This is a genomic window from Hymenobacter radiodurans, from assembly GCF_004355185.1.
Classification (GTDB): Bacteria; Bacteroidota; Bacteroidia; order Cytophagales; family Hymenobacteraceae; genus Hymenobacter; species Hymenobacter radiodurans.
In genome coordinates, this window is sequence record NZ_CP037922.1 from 228,771 (window position 1) to 248,087 (window position 19,317).

18 protein-coding genes are annotated in these 19,317 nt (G+C 56.4%); 3 read left to right on the forward strand and 15 right to left on the reverse strand.

Annotated elements, in window-relative coordinates; translation table 11 throughout:
• Window positions 1-142: 142 nt before the first annotated feature.
• Window positions 143-1,171 (reverse strand): SMP-30/gluconolactonase/LRE family protein, encoded by a 1,029-nt coding sequence (locus tag EPD59_RS01970; protein ID WP_133271321.1) that lies wholly within the window; start codon window positions 1,169-1,171, stop codon window positions 143-145.
• Between the two features lie 214 nt (window positions 1,172-1,385).
• Here EPD59_RS01970 and EPD59_RS01975 point away from each other — a divergent pair, with 214 nt between their 5' ends.
• Entirely contained in the window at window positions 1,386-2,072 is a 687-nt protein-coding gene (locus EPD59_RS01975) for an SOS response-associated peptidase (RefSeq protein WP_133271322.1), read from the forward strand.
• Between the two features lie 128 nt (window positions 2,073-2,200).
• Here the strand turns inward: EPD59_RS01975 and EPD59_RS01980 are convergent, their stop codons facing one another.
• The 4 genes from EPD59_RS01980 to EPD59_RS01995 form a co-directional block, all read right to left on the reverse strand.
• Window positions 2,201-2,410: a hypothetical protein gene (locus EPD59_RS01980; RefSeq protein ID WP_133271323.1), complete on the reverse strand. Its 210-nt coding sequence runs from the start codon at window positions 2,408-2,410 to the stop codon at window positions 2,201-2,203.
• Between the two features lie 239 nt (window positions 2,411-2,649).
• Window positions 2,650-2,991: a hypothetical protein gene (locus tag EPD59_RS01985; RefSeq protein WP_133271324.1), complete on the reverse strand. Its 342-nt coding sequence runs from the start codon at window positions 2,989-2,991 to the stop codon at window positions 2,650-2,652.
• Window positions 2,992-3,219: 228 nt separating this feature from the next.
• Entirely contained in the window at window positions 3,220-4,377 is a 1,158-nt protein-coding gene (locus EPD59_RS01990) for a S1 family peptidase (RefSeq protein WP_133271325.1), read from the reverse strand.
• 49 nt (window positions 4,378-4,426) lie between these two features.
• A complete protein-coding gene (locus EPD59_RS01995) occupies window positions 4,427-5,014 on the reverse strand; it encodes an RNA polymerase sigma factor (protein WP_133271326.1) in 588 nt (195 codons plus the stop codon).
• Window positions 5,015-5,146: 132 nt separating this feature from the next.
• Between EPD59_RS01995 and EPD59_RS02000 the strand changes: the two genes are divergently transcribed.
• Window positions 5,147-5,377 carry a hypothetical protein gene (locus tag EPD59_RS02000; protein WP_133271327.1) on the forward strand — a complete coding sequence of 77 codons (231 nt, stop codon included), beginning with the start codon at window positions 5,147-5,149 and terminating at the stop codon, window positions 5,375-5,377.
• 154 nt (window positions 5,378-5,531) lie between these two features.
• Here the strand turns inward: EPD59_RS02000 and EPD59_RS02005 are convergent, their stop codons facing one another.
• The 7 genes from EPD59_RS02005 to EPD59_RS02030 form a co-directional block, all read right to left on the reverse strand.
• The gene (locus tag EPD59_RS02005) at window positions 5,532-7,343 is read right to left on the reverse strand and encodes a hypothetical protein (RefSeq protein ID WP_133271328.1); all 1,812 of its coding nucleotides are present in this window, start codon (window positions 7,341-7,343) and stop codon (window positions 5,532-5,534) included.
• Between the two features lie 12 nt (window positions 7,344-7,355).
• Window positions 7,356-9,638 carry a DUF4175 family protein gene (locus EPD59_RS02010; RefSeq protein ID WP_133271329.1) on the reverse strand — a complete coding sequence of 761 codons (2,283 nt, stop codon included), beginning with the start codon at window positions 9,636-9,638 and terminating at the stop codon, window positions 7,356-7,358.
• A complete protein-coding gene (locus tag EPD59_RS02015; protein ID WP_133271330.1) occupies window positions 9,635-11,212 on the reverse strand; it encodes a BatA domain-containing protein in 1,578 nt (525 codons plus the stop codon). The genes EPD59_RS02010 and EPD59_RS02015 overlap by 4 nt, the downstream gene beginning before the upstream one ends.
• 54 nt (window positions 11,213-11,266) lie before the next feature.
• Entirely contained in the window at window positions 11,267-11,698 is a 432-nt protein-coding gene (locus EPD59_RS22115; RefSeq protein ID WP_240731572.1) for a DUF58 domain-containing protein, read from the reverse strand.
• Entirely contained in the window at window positions 11,692-12,141 is a 450-nt protein-coding gene (locus tag EPD59_RS22120; RefSeq protein WP_240731573.1) for a DUF58 domain-containing protein, read from the reverse strand. The genes EPD59_RS22115 and EPD59_RS22120 overlap by 7 nt, the downstream gene beginning before the upstream one ends.
• A gap of 11 nt (window positions 12,142-12,152) precedes the next feature.
• Window positions 12,153-13,130, reverse strand: a complete 978-nt coding sequence (locus EPD59_RS02025) for an AAA family ATPase (protein ID WP_133271331.1) — start codon at window positions 13,128-13,130, stop codon at window positions 12,153-12,155.
• Between the two features lie 79 nt (window positions 13,131-13,209).
• Window positions 13,210-13,833: a DUF4159 domain-containing protein gene (locus EPD59_RS02030; RefSeq protein WP_133271332.1), complete on the reverse strand. Its 624-nt coding sequence runs from the start codon at window positions 13,831-13,833 to the stop codon at window positions 13,210-13,212.
• Window positions 13,834-14,077: 244 nt separating this feature from the next.
• On the opposite strand from EPD59_RS02030, the gene EPD59_RS02035 reads away from it, so the two are divergent.
• Window positions 14,078-14,722: a porin family protein gene (locus tag EPD59_RS02035; protein WP_133271333.1), complete on the forward strand. Its 645-nt coding sequence runs from the start codon at window positions 14,078-14,080 to the stop codon at window positions 14,720-14,722.
• Between the two features lie 76 nt (window positions 14,723-14,798).
• On the opposite strand, the gene EPD59_RS02040 is transcribed toward EPD59_RS02035, so the two are convergent.
• From EPD59_RS02040 to EPD59_RS02050, 3 genes are all read right to left on the reverse strand, one after another.
• Window positions 14,799-16,124, reverse strand: a complete 1,326-nt coding sequence (locus tag EPD59_RS02040; RefSeq protein WP_133271334.1) for a TldD/PmbA family protein — start codon at window positions 16,122-16,124, stop codon at window positions 14,799-14,801.
• Window positions 16,125-16,207: 83 nt separating this feature from the next.
• The gene (locus EPD59_RS02045) at window positions 16,208-17,860 is read right to left on the reverse strand and encodes a TldD/PmbA family protein (protein WP_133271335.1); all 1,653 of its coding nucleotides are present in this window, start codon (window positions 17,858-17,860) and stop codon (window positions 16,208-16,210) included.
• An 85-nt stretch (window positions 17,861-17,945) separates the two neighbouring features.
• Window positions 17,946-19,283 carry a TldD/PmbA family protein gene (locus EPD59_RS02050; protein WP_133271336.1) on the reverse strand — a complete coding sequence of 446 codons (1,338 nt, stop codon included), beginning with the start codon at window positions 19,281-19,283 and terminating at the stop codon, window positions 17,946-17,948.
• Window positions 19,284-19,317: the final 34 nt, after the last annotated feature.

Sequence of the window (19,317 nt, forward strand, 5' to 3'; positions counted from 1 at the left end):
GCTTTGATGAACATATTGTAAGATGCCTCTTTAGTCCAAATGCCAGAGTCAATAGATAAATAAGAGAACCGCGGATGGGCGGTGGTTTGCGAATTAGCGACAAATCCACTTTCCTATCCTACACTAGCACTAGATAAGAGGCTTACCAGCTGGCTCCTTTGGTAAGGGTGCGGATGCGGCACAAATAGTTGCTGGCAGTGAGGTAGAGCGTGCTCCCATCATCACCCCAGGCCAAGTTCGCAACCGCAACGGGCAGACCGATGCGGCCCAAATGAGTGCCATTGGGGGCTAACACGTGTACGCCGCCGGGACCAGTAGTAAATACGTTTCCTTGCTGATCTACTTTAATTCCATCAGGCATGCCAGCGAATTGGCTGGTGAGAGGCGTGGCATCGAAAAAAACGCGGCCTTTGCCTAAGCTGCCATTTTCTCGCACCGGATAAGCCATTACCACTGCTCTTTTAGGATCTGATTGGGTGACGTACAGCGTTTTCTCATCCGGAGAGAAAGCCAAGCCATTAGGGCGCGTCAGGTCCTGAATGACTAGCGTTATCTGCCCCGACTTCGCTATGCGATACACGCCACTGAAATCCAGCTCACGCCGTGGGTCTTTTTCCTGTTCGGGCAGGCCGTAGGGTGGATCGGTGAAGAAGATGTCACCATTCGATTTGATGACCAAATCATTGGGGCTGTTCAGGCGCTTGCCTTCGTAGCTGTCGGCGAGGGTACGCTTGCCGCCGTCTTTGAGCAGCACGGATATGCGCCGGTCGCCATGCTCGCAGGCTACCAATTGGCCCTGTTTATCGAAGGCAAGGCCATTGCTGCCCGATTCCTTACTGTAAGTACCCAGCCCTGTATAGCCGGCGGGCTTGAGATGTTCGGCCAGTGGCTCGCCTTCTTTCCAGCGATAAATCACGTTTTGTGGCGCGTGAGAAAACAGCAGGGCGCCATGTTGCTTCGACCACACCGGACCCTCGAGCCAGGTGAAACCCGACGCTAGTACTTCGATTTTAGCATCGGGGGCTACCAACTGACTCATGGCTGCCTTGTCGGGAATGACGCTGCCCAGCGTGGGATACACTGGCGGCCTGCGTTGCGCGCGGGCTGGCGCAACATGAGCCAGCGCCAAGCTGGCCACACCTAGTAAGCAAAGCAGAAATGGCTGATCCATAAGCACAAGGTAAAGGCTACCCTAATTGTTACGGCCGCCGCGGTATCGTGTTCGGATGAATACGCCGCAAATAAGCCCCCAACGACTACCCTGTTCTTGGGGTCAGGCTGAGAAGAGCATTTCTTACACAACTTCTACCAGCGGGCCGGCGTAACCAGATATGTGCTTTCTGGGGCCTGAAATGCCTTTCTTTCACTGCTTTTTCTGTCAGCTTATGTGTGGCCGCTATACATTCATCTCGCCGGCTCCTGTTATTGAGGAGCGTTTTGATGCCCGGTTTACGGAAGAAATGCCCCCCAATTACAATGCGGCGCCTTCGCAGCAACTGCCCATTATTACCAACAGTGCTCCCGGCCAGATTCAGCTGGTGCAGTGGGGCTTGGTGCCGGGGTGGGTGAAAGACATTAAAACCGCGCTAAAACCTATAAATGCCCGCGCCGAGACACTGGCCGAGAAGCCATCGTTTCGGCAGCTGCTCCAACGTAAACGCTGCCTGGTGCTGGCCGACAGCTTTTATGAGTGGCAGCAAGTGGCGCCACCGGCCGGGAGCAAGGGCAAAAAGGCCAAGGTGCCTCACCGAATTCTGCTGCGCAACGAACAGCCTTTTGCTTTCGCTGGCCTCTGGGATGAATGGACCGACCGCGAAACGGGCGAAGTGCTGCCTACGTTCACCATTATCACCACGGAGCCGAACGACCTGATGGCCCACTTGCACAACCGCATGCCCGTGATACTGCCCGATCGGGACGCGGAGTTGGCCTGGCTCGACGATGGCGTGTCGGCAGTGGACCACCAGCACTTGCTCCGCCCATATGCCACCGAACTGATGCAGGAGTACACGGTTAGCACACTCGTCAACTCGCCTGGGCATAACTCCCCTGATGTACTGGCTGCTGCTTAATTATTGAACTGCACTGGCTATTGTGATAGCAATGCATCCGGTTGAAAACGCGTGAGTAGGCTGCCGCACTTTGGAAGTAGCAGCCAACAAAAAGCCCCTGCTGGCAGGGGCTTTTTGTTGGCTATGTACTAGATGGTACGAACAAGCGGACGGCCTTTGTGGCGCGTGGTTTTTTTGTGTTTGAACTGCGCTTTAATTGGTTTGCGCTTGGCATAGGGTCCGATGGCGGTAGGTGCGGTAGGAGCCAAAGGTCTTATCGCGGCAGCCACTGTGCCCACTGTCTCGCCCAGAGCCATGAACAAGAGCGTACCAAAAATCAGAAAGTATTTGTGCGGCATAAGAGGTAGAAAAGTGAGAGTAGGTGGTTTAGAGAGGTCAGTTGTCTAAACATAGGAACTTATATGTATTATAAAAAATAGCAGCTTTTTTATATAGTAAATAACCGGATTAGCTCCCTGCACTTGCTGAATCACGAAGGTTGGCTATAATCGCAAAAAAGCCCCCCAGACTATATCTGGGGGGCTTTTTTGTGGCAAGTAAGAAAAAGGTTTCCGAGCGTTAGCGCAAAGCCAAAAGCTTACGAGTCTTGATTAGCCTGAGGCTTAGGACCATTGTTTGGCTTCCTGTTCTTCTGCTCCTCCACTGGCTCAGCCGACGTATCATCGTCGTCGGCGGCTTCCACCACTTTGTTTACAACTACCACAGCAACAGCAGCGATAGCAGCAATGCCGATAATCAGTTGGGTAGTGGTAAAGCGCTGGGCTGTCTTTTTCAGCAGCGTTCCACCGTGCTTGAGCAAGTCGTCAATACGGTCGTGGTCGCCCTGGAAGATAACGTGGTAAGCGCTCTCGAGTGTCCGAGTGATGTCTTCGGGCAGAATTTTTTCTAGCTGAGTTTCTAGTTGTGTTTGGTTGTCCATAGCGCAGGTTTGCGAAACGAGTGAAAAGTCGATACAGAATAGTGGTGTAGCCACCGGGAAGCGTGTACGCAAAAACTCGTTCGCGGGCTGTCCTTTTTTCTGTTCCCCCTACCTAAGTCCACACAGCCAGCGTTTTAAGTATACAAGCGCTTAAATCTGGCGTTGAGATGTAGGCTAATAAAAAAGCCCCCAGGATCTGGGAGGCTTTTGTGGAATAGCTATTGGCGCTTATTCGTAGACCTTCACTACGAAAACAAAGTCCTGTAGCTTCCGCAGCTGTTGCGGACGCGTATTGCCAGTCAACTGGTTGAATCGAGGTAAGTTATACAGCTGAGCAGGCTTCGCTGTGGCCAGCGAATCGACTAAGCGCATTAAGTAAGATGACTTGGTGGCAAAAGCGGCGCTTTGCACATCCGTCTGCCGACCACTGATGATACCGATCAAATTGCCCCGATCATCGAGCAGCGGACCGCCGCTGTTGCCCGGATTCACGGGAATAGAAATCTGATAAAACCCGGTATCACCTTCAAAGCCTGAGCGGGCGCTCAATGAACCATCATTAAACACCAGATCCTCACGCGGATACCCCAGGGTGTATACTCGCTCGCCCAATTCAGCTAAACCACGCTTGAAGGAATATGGCAAGCGACCAAAGCCATTAAACTTTGGGTCGGTGATACGCAAAATAGCCAAGTCGTGGGCTACGTCGGAGAAAACAGGCTCGGCGCGGAAGCGCTGCCGGTCGCGGCTCTCAATCAGGACCGAATCGGCTCCTTGGATTACGTGGTAGCTGGTTACCAAGTAGCCATCGGTAGTGAGGGCGAAGCCCGTTCCGCTGAATTTACCCGGATTGGCTTCCTCAGTGGGGCGCGGCTCATCCATCAAGGTGAGGGCCTTGTTCATTGCGCGCTGGTTGCGCTTGATGCGTTCTACTTCGCGCCGCAGCACCGTGTAGCCGTAAAGCGAGGGCTTTTGCTGAGCGGTGCGCCACATTTCCAGACCAAGCAAGGTGGCGAATACTGCCAGTATAGCGACCGAAGCCGCTACCGCGATGGTGGCGCGATGGCTGCTCCAGAACTCCCGCAGGTGCTGCTCCGTGCGCGAAATGCGCATGACCGGCATGGTAGAGTGACCTGTTTCGATAATGGCTTCCGTGGCGGCTTTCTCTACATCAAGTGCAGCCTGCATGGCCCGTAGCTTACGCCGCGTAGTCAGGCGCCGGCCGTAGCCATGGAGCGTAGCGGTCAGCTCGTTGAAATCAGCAAGCTGCTGGGCTAAATCCGGTTCGGCGGCCAAGCGGCGCTCCAGGGCAGCCTGCTCCTCGGAAGGCAGCTGTCCGCTCTGGTAAGCGTCAAATAAAGCGTAGTAATCAGCTTCAGTTTTCATAGGACTGGTCGGAAGCGAGCTTCCTCTATACTGGGAACCGAGCTTGTCGCTAAAAAGATTCTTCTTCCTTATAATGGGTGAAAAACAGCTTTTTAAGACGCACTAGGCACTTGTATTTTTGATTTTTGGCGTTGTCGGCATTTGTATAGCCAAACTCAGCCGTGAGTTGCTGCATGGATTTCTCCTGCAGGTAAAAACCTTCAAGCAGCGACCGGCAAGGCTCTCCCAAGTGGTTGAGGGCTTCGGCCATCGTAGCGAAGCGCTGGTCGCGCTCTTCCGCCTGGTCGACATCCGCTTCCGCACCGGTTTCGAGGTAGGGCTCATGGTCTTCGAGACGACCGCCAAAACGGTTTTTCTCAGCCAACCGTTTGAGCCACAGTCGCCGACACACCGCGTAGAGGTAGGTTTTGATCTGGCAGCTCAGCTCCAAAGAGCCCTCGCGCACCTTTTCATAAAACACCATTACGCCCTCCTGATACACGTCCTTGGCCTCGTCCTCGGTGCCACTATTTTGCAGCACCAAGTGCGAAATCATGGGCAGATGCAGGCGGTAAAGTTGTGCCAATGCCCGATCGTCGCCGTCCTGAATGGCAGCCACGAACTCTTCATCAGTGTAGGAAGGTTGACCCTTACCCATTCGCTTTGGTCTTTAATACACAGAGGATGACTTAGTAACCCTCTCTAAAAATTATTTTCTACCGCCGGGTTACCTTTTGACCGAATGGGAATGAAGGAAGTTTTTAGACAACTTTTCAAACCTAACACCAAAATGAAGAACTTCCTGAAAGTATCTGCCCTGGCTTTTGTATTTGCTGCTGCCCTGACTTCTTGCGAGTCGAAGCCTGCTGAGACTGAAACTACTACCACCGAAGTAAGCACTGAGACTACCGTTCCGGCTACTACCGACACTACGATGGCTGCTCCTGCTGACTCTGCTGCTATGACGGCTCCAGCTGACGGCACTTCGACTTCGACTACCACTACGACGACCCAGCAGTAAAAGTAAGCAGCTACCGGCTTACACCGGTAAGTTGCCAAACGGCCCGGTTTCCTTTAACAGGAAGCCGGGCCGTTTTTTTGTGTGCATATTCTTCTGTAATCGCTTCAGCTATAAAGCGGTAGGCGTACTAGGTAGGACGGCGGTAGCACTGAGGCTACAGTTTCTCTTCTAACCATAAAAAGCCTGCCCCCAGCAAAAACAAGCCAAAGAACCAAACTGCCGGCCACGCCTGACGAGTGAGAATAGGTGAAGCCGCAACGGAAGCAGATGCGTCGGCTATCCAGGCTTGGGCTGCCTGCTGACGCAGCTCGGTTTCGGGGCCGAGCCAATTTTGCCCCCCAAACACGTAAAATGAATGTGCGGCCTTTTCGGCCAGCGTCACGCGGTGCCACCCTGCTGAATCGGGCCAGAACTGACTGGTATTCCACTCGGACAGACGTGTATCCTGACGCATAGCTAAGCGTATGGGCTGGGCCGCGGCTCCTTGCACGGTGGGCGCGGTGGCAGGAAAGCTGGCCGCTGTTAGCTGTAACTCTACGGGAGTATTGGGGCGAGGCCAGGCTGTTGTTACGCGCCAAGCGGCTGTTACCGGTTCGGGCCGCGCTACGGCAGTCAGCAGGCGGCTCCAATAGGCATTATAGGTCAGTGAATCGTTCTGCAAGGCCCAACGGAAGGTTTCGGGTAGTACCGATACGACCATTGTTCCGGCGCCCAAGCGCTGAGATGCTACTACAGCTTGTCCCTGCCCAGTTGTGATGATGGGTCGCAATCGGGCCGAGGGCCGCAATGTAGCCGGCACGGTAGCGGTGGTGCGGCCAGGAGCCCCCGGCCACACAACAGGCTGTGGCTTCGCAGATGCGGCCGTAGCAACGGGCACAATACTAAAGGCGGCCCGAGCAGGCGTGAGGCGCGGCAACGGAGCAGCATCGGCCAGCACGATAAGGCCGGGCCCGCCGGTGCGCAGCGCGGATGTTAGCTGTTGCACTTCGCCCCCGGAAAGCGTGGCCAGCGTGCCCACATCGGCAATAACTGCATCGTAGCGTGCTAGCAAGGCGGGCGTTAGGCGGGAAATGTCGTGGGTAGATTGATTGAGAAACTCGGTTTGCGTCAGGCCACGACTAATGCCCACGCGCAAGGCTACCGCGTGCTGCCGCGTGCCAAGCTGGTTTTTGAGAAATTTGAATTCAAACGAGGGGGTACTTGCCAATAATAATACCCGCAGGGCGCGGGTGGGCACTATCTCCACGGGTACGGGCTCAGTAGCTAAAATTTGCCCCCCACGTCGCGCTATTAGCTCGTACACGGCTAAGCCCGCCGCCTTCGGTACGTAGCTCAATCGAAAAGCCCCCCGCCCGCTCGTTAAGCGCACCGAATCGCGTGGCGCGCCCACTGCGCGCAGGTGTATCCACGTGGGGGCATTATCGCCTGCTTTGGAAGGCAAATTATCGAAGTAGCCTGCTACTTCCAGCGGTTGCCCTAGCTCTACGCGGGATGCCCAATTAGCTGTTCGGAAGCCCGCTTGGGTTGCAGGCGCATGCTGCACTAGCCGGACCGGACCAAGCATTGTTAGGTCAGCAACCGGCAACCCCTGTCCAACTACATGCAGGCGGCGCAGACTGGGCTGTTGCTCCCTGATTTGTAAAATGTTGGCTACCGTCACCGTGTCAGCTCCGGCTACCGCATGGGTACGCCACAAGCGGGTAGCGGGCCCCAAGCGGCGCAGCAAAGCGCGAACGGTATCGGGTTGGAAATTTTCGGTGAGCAGAATGGTTTCGTAGGGCGAGCCTGGTACGCTGCGGGAAGGCGGAAAAGCTGTCAACCACAAGCCCGCCCCGGCTAGTACGCCCGCCAATAAACGCAAGACAAGCCGCTGTCGGTTAGGCCGGCGCAGGGCGCTCCAGGTCAAGCCAACAACCAGCAGCACGCACAGCGTAAGCAGGGCGTAATAAAGAAACGTGGGGGGCATTTTAGACAAAACTTACCGGCTTAATTCCTGGAAATACCGCTGGGCCAGCGGGTTGGCAGTCGGCACCCGTGTAGGCGCTGCCGGTGGGGCTGGCAGCAAACCGGTAAGCGCGCGCTCCACGGATGGTACCAACTCAAGACGCAAGGACCGGCCGGCGCGAACATCGGCTACCAGCCCACGCAGGTCACGCAAGGCGGTGAGGTAGGCCCCCGGACGCTCCAGCGCGGCTTGCGCCAAGGCTTGACCTGCCTGTTCAAGTAGCAAGGCGTCAGCGGGTTTGGCGACTTGGCCGCGGCGGGTAGCCCCTAGCCAACGCAACGCGGTGCGCACGGTTGGTTGCGTAGGTGGGGGGGTAATTTTCTGCTCCCGGCGCGGCGCGGCGGCATTGCCCATCTCGCCCGTAAGCCGCAGCGTAGCCTCCGGCAATACCGGCGGCGTAAAGCCCGATTTCTTGACGTAAGCACGGGTCTGCTGTTGCACTTGCTTGAGCAGGCGCAGGGCGCGGTACTCGTACGGCAACGCTTCCTTCAAACGACTGGTGCGCAGCCGCAACTCCGCTTCCCACATTTGAGCCAGCACGCCGCGCAGCTTGGCCTTCACCTCTGGTTCCAGAAAGTCAGCCGTTTCGCTGTCGTCGTGCAGGTGCATATAGGGTTCCATGAGGGCGGCCGTGGCTGCCTCGCCGGGAACGTCAGTGGCGGAGGGGAACTTGTCGCCGCTGTGGTCGTGGCCATCGTCGGCCGAGTGCTCTTCCGGCTCGGTGGTTTGCTCTTGCTCGGCGGTGGCGGGGTTATCTTCCTCTTTTTTCGCTGCGGGCGGACGAGTGGCCGTTTCGCCAATACCTTGTTCGAATTCTTCACCCAGAAACTTGCCGTAGCGCATACGCAGAATTTTCTGGTCGAAACCCAGGTTATTGCCGCGCTCTGCAACGGTGGCGGCGGGCAGACGCGGCTGCTCGGCAATCAGCTTTTCGGTGTCGATAATGATCTGGCGCTGGCTCCGAAAATAGGCTGGCACCACATTCACCCCCAACGACAGGTCGGAAGTGCCATCAACTACGGCCGTGTCTTCCCACTGCACTAAGTAGGTGTCGGAGCGGGTGCTGCCCCGGGCGTTGTCCCAGGCTTGCACGTAGAAATACACTTCGTCACCATATGTCAGACCGAGCTTTGGTAAGCTGAGCAGATGGGTAGCAGTAGCTTGCGCGGGCTGTCCGCGCAGCGAGCCGCTTAAGTCCGTCACGACTTCCGTAAACTTCACTGCTTCACCCTGCCCTTGCGCAACCGTGGCTACCAAACGGGCCCGACTCAAGCCGTAATCGTCGCGCAACGCTACCCGAATCGCTATTTGCGGCTTGTCGCCAAACTCGATAAGGGTGTATGGCTTCGGATTCTGAATCTGGACTACGGGCGCTTGGTCAGGCTGCACATCAATGGCATAGTCATCGGAGGCTTTGCCCGCAAACCGCACCCGATACAGCACCGATGCCGTCAATACTTGCTCAGCCACGAAGGTGTTGGCTTGCCCTGGCATAGCCCTAAAAGCCACCCGCCGCGTGCCTAGCTCTAGTTGAGGCGGCGCGTCGGCGGCTCGGTTTACGCGCACCGTCCACCGCACCCGCGACCCACTAGGACAGCGGAAAGATGCCATGGCTGCGCTCGTAGCAGGGCGGCGGGTATAGGCTGGCGGCATCACGTTGATGCGCGTATCAGCAACCCGCGGCGCGGCTTGGGCAGCAGGGCTAAGCTTTTCTTCGGGAAAATTCAGCGCTACGGCAGGAGCGGCAGTTGGGGCTATGGCCTGCGAAGTTGGCCGCAGCCACCACGCTGCTCCCGCCAGAGCAAGTAGCAACCCCGCAACACCCAGCGCCGGCCGAACATCAAACGGCAGCAATGTCTTTTTCGCGGCTTGCAATTCCTGCAAGCGACTACTCACCCGCTGATGCTGCAGGCTTTCAAGCAAATTTAATTCGGACGACTCGCGAAGCAATAGGCCAGTGCTATCCTCCAACTGCGCAAAACGCCGGTCGAGTTGCCGCGCTATGGGCGCCAAGTCAGGGTTCCAAAAGCGCCGTAGCTGAATAAGGGCGTAAGCAGCCAACAGCAGCGCAACTCCTCCTATGGCCCACACCGGTACAGGCCAATAGCGGGCTATTACCGCCAGCAAAATGCCCCCCGCCACGATGGGCAACAGCAGCGCGCCCGTTCGGCGCAAAGCATAGCGGAGCCACTCGGCCCTGAGTGCGGGCGAGGCGACCAAAGAAGGCGCTACAGCAGCTTGGGTAGTGGGTGTCATGCGGGAGAAAGGGGGGAAGAAATGGGGCGCTGCCGGGCCAGCAGGCGCTCCAAACCAAAGAGCAACGCGGCGAAGAGTACCGCCCAAGCCCGCAAATCAGTGAATGTGTCAGGAGCTGGTCGAACTGCTTTCTGGGGGACTTTCTTGGCAGAGTTTGAGCTACGCTGAATGGCTGCCTGAACTTGGCTCGGGGCAACTACCCGTTGGTCATTACGGGCCAAAGCAGGAGTTGGTATAGGTGGCTGTAGCAGCCCAAGCAGCAAGGCCGGCAATTCTGGACTATCCGGAAGGCCACTCCACGTTGGATTCAAGCGCGTGTGCAGCGTGTATACTTGGCCGCGCCCTTCTGCCCGCCCCGACAGTACGGGCTGGCCTGAGCCATCCGTCCAAATAGCAGCGGCGGGGGGCAAAATAGCGGCCGTATCACGGCGCAAAATCGGAATAAGGGTCTCTGCTCCAACAGGTCCAAATGAGGCCGCAACGGCGGCGCCTGTTCCTGCTGCCTGTTGCCACCAGTTCAGCCCTTCGGCCACGCGCAGTTTCCACGCGGCTGGCATAGGCGCTTTGCTCAGCCAGAAAACCCAAGTCAGTGAGTCGGAAGGGGAGGGCGCGGTGGCCGAAACGGTAATGACTGGCGGCACTAACAGGCCACTACTCGCCGCTCGTAACGCCGCTGCTAAGTAGCGCGCATCCTCGGCCTGGTCTGGGGTATAATACACGCGCAGACGCATAGGGGCCTGCACAGGTGTAGCTACGGAATCAGATACGAGGTGCACAGCCGCCTGATTGTTAGCACGTGTTTCATACCGCAAGGCGGGCAAGCCCGGCACTGGCAGAGTACCAGCCGTAGTTGGCCGCGCCACCGTAACCGCCTGAAAAGTAGTTTTTTCTTCATCGCTGCGCCCAATTAGTAGACGTACCTTATTTGCCCCGTTAAGGCCCGCAGCTTGCACCCACGCACCCGAATCAGGAGTAGGGATAAGCTGCCAAGTTAGGTTGGGGGGCAAATTAGGGCGGGTGCCTTGCAAGTCTGCTAGCTTAGCTGGCGTGAGTAAATGCACGGGCCGATCCGCAAAACGCTGCGCGGCTTGGGCTGCGCGCGCCCACAAAAAACTTGATTCGGTTGAATAGCTAATAGAGTCAGAGGCCGCTGGATTCGCTACCAGTGCAGTCCACTCCTCCGCTGAAATTGATGGGAGGCCTTTCTCCAAACGACTTACCTCGTACCCACGGCGACGTAGCGAATCAACTAGCGGACGTACGTTTGGTAGCGCGGCGGAGGTTAGCAGTTCGGGGCTCACCAACACCTGACCACGGGCCGGCGGCGCGGGCCGCTGCCACGCAGGTCCGGCTAATGCCACCGCCAATACTGCTACTACAGCGGCCCGCAACAGCAGCAGTAGCAGCTGCTCCAGCTTCAGGCTGCGCAGGCGCCTATTAGCCGACGCTGCCAGCCACCTCACGCTGCCCACCTGCACCGTGCGGCCCGGCCGCCGGTTCCAAAGGTGGATAGCCAAGGGCACCAGCAGCCCCAGCAAAGCCAACAACGCAGATGGAGTGAGAAGGGTAAACAAGGTTTAAGTAAGAATTAGAATTGAAATGGCGATTCAATAAGGCAGAGCAGGTATTTACATCTGCGCCTCGCGGCGGCGCAAAAACTCGCGCATCGCCTGATCCAGCGGGTCAGTGGTGCTGAGTTGGTGGTAGTCGAAGCCGTGGCGCCGGGCCGATTGGGCCGTAGTACGCAGCCATTCTTGGTGGTTCTGCTGATAAGCTGCCCGCTGCTGATCGGCATCAAGCTGGAGAATCTGGCCAGTTTCGAGGTCCTCAAACGTGATAGAGCCCCGATAGGAAAACTTTAGCTCGTTCTGAGCCACCAAGTGCAGTACCAACACCTCCCCGGCTACCGCCTGCAGGCGAGTGAGCAGGCGTTCCATCTCGGCTTCTTCCTCATATAAGTCGCTCACAAAAACGGTCAGGGCCCGCTGGCGCCGGGACGTAAGCGGCGCCAGCGTAGCCGTACTCGGAAAACGCCCCACTCCCTCAGTCTTCTCTAGCATATGGTAAAGACGAGGCAACTGCCGCGTCTCAGCTCTGGGGGCAAATGTTGGAGCCCTTCCGGCCGCAGCACGCTGAGCGCTACCGCATCGCCCTGATTAGTGGCTAGATACGCCATACTTGCCAAAACCAACCGGGCATAATCCAGCTTGGTCAGGCCGTTGTCGTCGCGGTGATTCATACTGGCACTCGCGTCGAGCAGCAGATGAATCATCAGACTGGTCTCCACCTCCGATTCGCGGATGTAGTAGCGGTCGGAGCGGGCGGCCAGTCGCCAATCGAGGCGGCGCAGGTCGTCGCCGGGCTGGTAAGGGCGGTATTGGCTGAACTCTAAGCCTACACCCCGCCGCCGGCTCCGGTGCTGACCAGCCAGAAAACCCTCCGCCGCCAGTTTGGCAGCCAAAGGCAAGTTGCGCAGGGCGTGAAGGGTTTCTGGAGCCAGCATATAGTTATTGGCTAAACGGCTACGGCTTTCAGCAATTCGGCTACGGCGTCATCGGCCGTGATATTCTCGGCTTCGGCATTGAAGTTCAACAGCACCCGATGCCGCAACACCGGCGGCGCCAGCGTCCGCAAGTCGTCCAGGGTAACGGCGAAGCGGCCTTGCAGCAACGCCCGCGCTTTGGCGCATAAAATGAGAGCCTGTCCGGCCCGCGGGCCCGCGCCCCAACGGCCATAATCCTGAATGAACTTTACCTGCGTAGTAGCTGGCCGTGTAGCCCGCACCAAGCGATTCACGAAATCAAGAAGCTCTGGGCTCAAACTCACTTGGCGCACAAGCTGCTGCAACTGCCGGATATCCGCGCTGCCTAGCACCGGTTTTACTTCGGCGCGGGCTGTGCCCGTTGTGCCGCTAAGCACCGCTAGTTCTTCCTGCTCCGATGGGTAGCCGATGCGCACGTATAGCAAAAATCGGTCGAGCTGAGCTTCGGGCAACGGATAGGTCCCAGCCTGTTCAATCGGGTTTTGGGTTGCCAGCAGGAAGAAAGGCTTCGGTAGCGCATGCTCTTGGCCCGCGTACGTCACGTGGCCTTCCTGCATGGCTTCCAGCAACGCTGCCTGCGTCTTGGGTGGCGTCCGGTTGATTTCGTCGGCCAATACTAAGCTGGCGAAAATTGGTCCCTCGTTAAACTTAAACGAACGATGACCGGTGCCGTGGTCTTCCTCCAATACTTCGGTGCCCAAAATATCGGTGGGCATCAAGTCGGGCGTGAACTGAATGCGCCGAAACGACATATCGGTGGCCGCCGCCAAGGTGCGAACCAGCAGCGTTTTGGCTAGTCCCGGCACGCCTTCCAGCAGGGCGTGGCCGCCCGCCAGCAGCGCGACAAGCACCTCATCGAGCACTTCACTTTGCCCTACAATGACCTTGGCAATTTCTTCTTTGAGCGGCGGCAGTTTAGCAAGCAGGCGGTGTACTTCTTGTTCGGTCATGCAGGGAGAAGGTTTCTGGCGATGGTCGGGTGTTAGTTCCCGCTCAAGTCGAGGAGTTCGAAGGTTACTGAATTACTGGTTAAGCCGTTAGCGCGTACATCAGAATGTTGACGCCAAACTTGGTATTGTCTTCCGCTAGCCAGCGCTTGTTGCGGTAGTCGTAGTCCCACTCGCAGCCGTAGTCTTTGTTAGAGTACAATACTCCGATCCGGCCGTTGATTTCCACGGCTTTTAGGTAGTCGTGGATAAGGTCGTCGCCCCAGCCATTAAGCTCGAAGGCTGTGGGCGGCGGGCCATCCTTGAAGGTGAAAAACGACTTATAGATGGCGTGCGTTTTGGGAATCTTCTTGAGAGCCCCGGCTCCAAAGCACTGCCGCATCTGCTCCTCAAACGAGCGGGCAAACAGGCCGTCAATGTCGTGGTTGCAGTCGTCCACAAACACGAAGCCGCCGTTGCGCACGTACTGGGTGAAGTTCTGCTTTTCGGCCGCCGAAAACTGCACCAAGCGGTGCCCTGATAGGTAGCAAAATGGGTAACTGAACAGATCGGGGCTGTCTAGGGCCACCACCTTTTCCTTCTGATTGACGGGCACCGTCGTGTACTGAATCAGCGAGTGAAGCAGGTTGGTGGGCATTCGCTCATCCACAGAATCCCAGTCGCCGGAACGGTATTGGAGGCGCACGAAGGTAAACGGAGCGGGCATAGAAGCAGGTAAGCGACGGAAAAGAGACGGCGCGGGGCCAACAAAGTTGCCTGGGGAGCAAATTCTGACCGGAAAATACAACCTGCCGCCGACTCATCAGCAGGAGTTGAAGAAGCTATTCTTGGCTTATGAATTTATTCTGGCCCAATTAATGCAAATCAATCATGTATAAATAATACGCCAATGCCTACAATACAATTTGGTATTTCAGCGTATTAGGTTTTTACTCCAACCTGCAACTACTATGAAACGCACTGTCCTATTGCTGTTTAGCTTATTTTCTTTAGTGCTTAGCGCGCACGCCCAATTCGGTTTGAAAGGCGGAATTAACCGCGCCGTACTCAGCGGCAACGTCGGCGACGATGCTGAGTATCAAACCTCCTATCATGCCGGTATTTTTTATGAACAGAAAATTCTCGGCCCCATTTCCTTGCAGCCCGAGTTGCTCTACTCCATGCAAGGCGCCCAAGCCCGTAGTCTGATTCGCAACCAGTCGCTGGAGGAGTTTGATACCAAGCTGCATTACCTCACTCTGCCTGTACTGGCGAAGGTAAATATCGGTCCCGTATTCGTGGAGGCTGGTCCGCAGTTCAGCTACCTAGTTTCGGCTCAGGATAACGGTCGCTTGCAAGTTGATATGACCAGCTCCGGCCCGCAGGAATACCTTGATTTTGACCGCGATTCGAGTGGTGATTTCAAGAAAAGCGACCTGGGTGTGGCGGTTGGCGCAGGCATCAAGCTGCCCCTGGGCTTGGCCGTGGGTGGCCGCTTTACTACCAGCCTCAACAACATCAGCGACTATCGCAACATCAGCGGCGTCAATGACCCAGAGCTGAAGAACCGCGTGTTTCAGGCCTATGTGAGCTTTCAGCTAGGGCGAAATAACTAGCATAATCTTTCACACAGCTTCATAAAAAAGCCCGCCAGAGAAGTTCTGGGGGCTTTTTTAATTAACAATCTGGCTGCTAGACAGCGTCCGATAAGCTGGTGAAGGTAAAGTCGCGAATCTTCAGGGGTGGCACCAAATTGCCCCCCAGACGTTGCGGTTTGCCTATTGCCTCTATATTATTCAGCATAATAATGGGCGACTCATTAAAGCGGAAGTTCTTCACCGGATGCTTGATCTTACCGTTCTCGATGTAGAAGGTACCGTCGCGCGTCAGGCCCGTAAAGAGCAAGGTTTGAGGGTCTACGTCGCGGATGTACCACAAGCGCGTGACGAGAATACCCTTCTCCGTGCTTTTGATCATATCCTGCACCGTTTGAGTGCCGCCTTCCATGATGAAGCCGCTGGGGAAAGCTGTGGGCGCCACGTTGTTCTTCTGCGCCCAGAAGCGCGAATAATACATGTTCTTCATCACGCCCTTCTCAATCCAGGTGATGCGCTTCGTTGGCAAGCCATTACCGTCAAACACGTTGCCGGGCGCCTCTGTATTCAGCGGGTCGGAGTAGATCGTAATGCGCTCGTCGAATAGCTTCTGACCGAGCTTGTTACCACCGCCTTTTTTGCTCAAAAAGCTGCGCCCCTCATCCGCCGAGCGGGCATCGAGCGAATACATCAGATTGTTGAGCAATCCTTCATCGGAAACCAGCGCAGCCGGCTCCAGAATTACGGTGTACTTGCCGGGCTCAATGGCTTTCGCATTTACTGAGCCCGCCGCTTTGTCGGCCGCGATTTTGGTCAGAGCCTTGGCGTCGAGCTTGTTAGCATCCGTGAAGTCAGCTACTGCGTAGCCCGAACCGGTACCATCGGGCGTGCGAACGGTGACGGAGAAGTCGAGGCTGGTATCCTGCTGATACGCTTCGAGACCTTTGCTATTACGCATGGCCAGGAAACTCGCGCCATCTTCTAAGTAGCCCGCCGCCGTAAGCTTGCGCTCTTGGCATAAAGCAATACTATCGGCGGCAGCTTTGGCCCGGAAATCAGGCGTGACGTTGGCCGTAGTCTGCGCAAACGACACTGGCGTAAGATATTGCTGCGGACCTAGCAGCGGCACATAGTCAGGATCTTCGGGGGCAAGCCGGGCAATTTCTTCGGCCCGCTGCACGCAGCGGCGCAGGGTGGCTTCGTCGAACTCGTTGCAGGTAGCCACACCGGAGCGTTTGCCAAAACCAGATTCCACTACCAGCGACACATTGTCGGTAGCGCCGGCGGTGCTCACGTTGTTGCGGGCGTAGCGGATGTTGCCTCGGGTGCGTCCTTGCAAGGTTACGGTACACTCGTCGGCCTTACTATAGCTCAGAACCTTCTTGAGAATAGTCTGAGCTTCGTCTTTTGAGAGAATGGGCATTGCTAGCTGATTTTATGATAGTTATGCAACAATTGGCCTCCGCTCTAGCTGTTCCTGAGGGAGGGCTAGAGCGGAAGTTCCCATTATCCAATCTTACGGGCGGTGTTAATCACGTTCACGCCGTTGAAGCGCGTAGTCGAGCTGCCGTGGCTTACGGCGCTGCTCTGCGAAGGCTGACCTTTGCCGTCGTTGAAGAAGCCCGAGAAGCGATAGTCGGACTCGTCGCAGATGGCGGCGCAGGAGTTCCAGAACTCCAGCGTGTTGGTCTGGTAAGCTACATCTTCCAGCATCCCCGTGATTTTGCCTTTGTTAATCTCGTAGAATACCTGGCCGCCAAACTGGGAGTTGTAGCGCTGCTGGTCGATGGAGAAAGAACCGTGGCCAGCAATGTAGATTCCTTTGTCTACGCCTTTTACCATGTCATCCACGCTCAGCTTGGTCTTACCCGGCTGCAAGCTCACGTTCGGCATGCGCTGGAACTGCACATCGGCCCACGACTGGGCATAGCAGCAACCATCCGACTCGTTCTGGCCCACCATTGCGGCCTGATCCCGAATCTTTTGATAGTCGATGAGCATGCCCTCTTTGATCAGGTCCCACTTCTTCGTCTTTACGCCTTCGTCATCGAACCCTACGGCGCCCAGCGAATTTGCCTGCTGTTTATCGGCCACGATATTCACTAGCTTCGAGCCGTAAGGCTGCTTTTTGGCGCGCCACTCTAGGGTAGCAAAGCTGGTACCGGCGTAGTTGGCTTCGTAGCCCAGTACGCGGTCCAGTTCCGTGGGGTGACCCACGCTCTCGTGAATAGTCAGGCCCAGGTGATGAGGGTCCAGCACGAGGTCGTATTTGCCCGGTGTTACCGATTTGGCAGTCAGCTTTTGCTTTACCTGCTTGGTAGCGGCCGTAGCATCTTCCAGAATGTCGTAGCTGTTTTTGTAGCCAACTAAATCGGAGCCAGCGGGACCAGCAACTTTATCAGCCGCTTTGGGAGTGAGATACTCGTAGCCCATGCCCATCGGCGCGCTAAGCGCTTGGCGGCTGCGGAACTTACCGGAAGCGCGGTCGATGGCCGTTACGCTGAACGTTGGCCAAATACGGTGAATATCTTGGTCGATGTACGAGCCGTCAGTGCTGGCAAAGTACTTCTGCTCATTTACTTGGAACAAGGCTGAGTTTACGAAGCTAGCGCCGTTGTCCATAGCTTTCGCGTTGGCACCCAACAGCAATTCCACTTTCTGGGCGATCGGAACTTCGAATGCATTCTGCTGAATAGGGGTCTTCCAGCTGACCTCACCGTGACCTTTTACCGGAGCAAGCTTCACCTGCTCTTTCTGCACTTTCGAGTTGGCCTTGGCAATCTGGACTGCTAGTTGGGCGGCTTTGGCTAGGCCGGCTTCGCTTACGGTGTTCGTGGACGCAAAGCCCCACGTGCCATTGGCGAGTACCCGCACGCCCGCACCGTAGCTTTCAGTGCTTTGAATATTTTGCACCTGCTTTTCGCGAGTAAAAATGCCTTGGTTCAGCGAGCGACCAATGCGTACATCAGCGTAAGACGCGCCGGCCGACTTAGCGGCATTGAGTGCTGCATCGGCCAAGCGCTTTTTCAGGGCTACGTCGGCGGCGGGTATCAGCAATTGCTCGGGCGTAACCAAATTGCCCCCCAAGCCTGGGAAGCTGGGCAAGAACAGGGCGCCGGCCGCTAAGCCCGACAGCCCGACAAAATCGCGTCGTTTCAAGAAAGTAGAAGTTTGAGTGAGGAGTAGAATGTAAGTACAAAACCCGCCGGACAAGGCCGACGGGTTTCGTAGCAGTCAACAGAAATTATACAGCGTCCGATAAGCTGGTGAAGGTGAAGTCGCGAATCTTCAGGGGTGGCACCAAATTGCCCCCCACGCGCTGGGGCTTACCGATGGCCTCCAGGTTGTTGAGCATAATAATGGGCGACTCATTGAAGCGGAAGTTCTTCACCGGATGCTTGATCTTACCGTTCTCAATGTAGAAGGTACCGTCGCGCGTCAGGCCAGTGTATAAGAGCGTCTGCGGATCAACGGGGCGGATATACCACAGGCGCGTCACCAAGATGCCTTTTTCGGTACCCTTAATCATATCCTGCACTGACTGGGTGCCGCCTTCCATGATCCAGCCGCCGGGGCGGGGAATATCCGGAATGCCTGCTTTTTGGGCCCAAAAGCGCGTGGTGTACAGGTTCTTCACGACGCCCTTCTCAATCCAAGTCATTTTTTGTTGGGGGCGACCATCACCGGAGAAAGTCAGGGTCGGAATCTCAGCGTTCAGCGGGTCAGAATAGATGGTTACGCGCTCATCGAACAGCTTTTCGCCCTTCCTATTTCCACCACCTTTTTTGCTCAGGAAAGAGCGGCCTTCGTCCGCGTTACGTGCGTCGAGGGCATTCATCAGAGCTGCTAGGAGGGAGGCATCGGTATTGGCTACCAATGCCGCCGGCTCCAGAATAACGGTGTACTTACCGGGCTCAATAGCTTTAGCGCCCACAGAAGCAGCTGCCTTGTCGGCGGCAATCTGAGTGAGGCGGGCGGCGTCGAACTTGCTGGCGTCGTTGTAATCGGCCGTGGCGTAGCCTGAGCCGGTGCCGTCGGGCGTGCGTACCGTTACGGAGTACTCCAGATTGGTGATTTGCTGATAGGCTTCGAGCCCCTTGCTGTTGCGCTTGGCAATGAAGCCAGCCTCGTCATTCAGGAAGCCGGCAGAGCTGAGTTTCTTCTGCTCACACAGCTTCATGCTCGCGGCAGTTTGCTGAGCGCGGTAGTCGGGGGTAATATTAGCGGTGGCTGCTGCAAACGCCGCTGGCGATGGAGCCAGGTATTTCTGAGCGCCGAGGTAGGGAACATATTCAGGGCTTTCGGGAGCCAGACGAGCAATCTCTTCGGCCCGCTGTACGCAACGACGCAAGGTTGCTTCATCGAACTCATTGCACGTAGCGACGCCTGAGCGCTTACCGAAGCGCGACTCTACGGCTAGCGATACGTTATCAACAGCACCGGCAGTTGAAATAGCATTACGCGCCGAGCGCACGTTGCCGCCCGTTCTACCGTTAAGCGTGACTTCACACTCATCGGCTTTGCTGTAGCTCAGCACTTTGGTCAGGATAGCCTGAGCCTCTTCTTTGGAAAGTATGGCCATTAGTTGGTATGGATGTACTGATTATTTATGTGTG

Excerpts from the sequence above, each read along its gene's own strand:
- EPD59_RS01970 (WP_133271321.1), bottom strand. The coding sequence starts at position 1,171 with ATGGATCAGCCATTTCTGCTTTGCTTACTAGGTGTGGCCAGCTTGGCG.
- EPD59_RS01975 (WP_133271322.1), top strand. The coding sequence starts at position 1,386 with ATGTGTGGCCGCTATACATTCATCTCGCCGGCTCCTGTTATTGAGGAG.
- EPD59_RS01980 (WP_133271323.1), bottom strand. The coding sequence starts at position 2,410 with ATGCCGCACAAATACTTTCTGATTTTTGGTACGCTCTTGTTCATGGCT.
- EPD59_RS01985 (WP_133271324.1), bottom strand. The coding sequence starts at position 2,991 with ATGGACAACCAAACACAACTAGAAACTCAGCTAGAAAAAATTCTGCCC.
- EPD59_RS01990 (WP_133271325.1), bottom strand. The coding sequence starts at position 4,377 with ATGAAAACTGAAGCTGATTACTACGCTTTATTTGACGCTTACCAGAGC.
- EPD59_RS01995 (WP_133271326.1), bottom strand. The coding sequence starts at position 5,014 with ATGGGTAAGGGTCAACCTTCCTACACTGATGAAGAGTTCGTGGCTGCC.
- EPD59_RS02000 (WP_133271327.1), top strand. The coding sequence starts at position 5,147 with ATGAAGAACTTCCTGAAAGTATCTGCCCTGGCTTTTGTATTTGCTGCT.
- EPD59_RS02005 (WP_133271328.1), bottom strand. The coding sequence starts at position 7,343 with ATGCCCCCCACGTTTCTTTATTACGCCCTGCTTACGCTGTGCGTGCTG.
- EPD59_RS02010 (WP_133271329.1), bottom strand. The coding sequence starts at position 9,638 with ATGACACCCACTACCCAAGCTGCTGTAGCGCCTTCTTTGGTCGCCTCG.
- EPD59_RS22115 (WP_240731572.1), bottom strand. The coding sequence starts at position 11,698 with ATGCTAGAGAAGACTGAGGGAGTGGGGCGTTTTCCGAGTACGGCTACG.
- EPD59_RS22120 (WP_240731573.1), bottom strand. The coding sequence starts at position 12,141 with ATGCTGGCTCCAGAAACCCTTCACGCCCTGCGCAACTTGCCTTTGGCT.
- EPD59_RS02025 (WP_133271331.1), bottom strand. The coding sequence starts at position 13,130 with ATGACCGAACAAGAAGTACACCGCCTGCTTGCTAAACTGCCGCCGCTC.
- EPD59_RS02030 (WP_133271332.1), bottom strand. The coding sequence starts at position 13,833 with ATGCCCGCTCCGTTTACCTTCGTGCGCCTCCAATACCGTTCCGGCGAC.
- EPD59_RS02035 (WP_133271333.1), top strand. The coding sequence starts at position 14,078 with ATGAAACGCACTGTCCTATTGCTGTTTAGCTTATTTTCTTTAGTGCTT.
- EPD59_RS02040 (WP_133271334.1), bottom strand. The coding sequence starts at position 16,124 with ATGCCCATTCTCTCAAAAGACGAAGCTCAGACTATTCTCAAGAAGGTT.
- EPD59_RS02050 (WP_133271336.1), bottom strand. The coding sequence starts at position 19,283 with ATGGCCATACTTTCCAAAGAAGAGGCTCAGGCTATCCTGACCAAAGTG.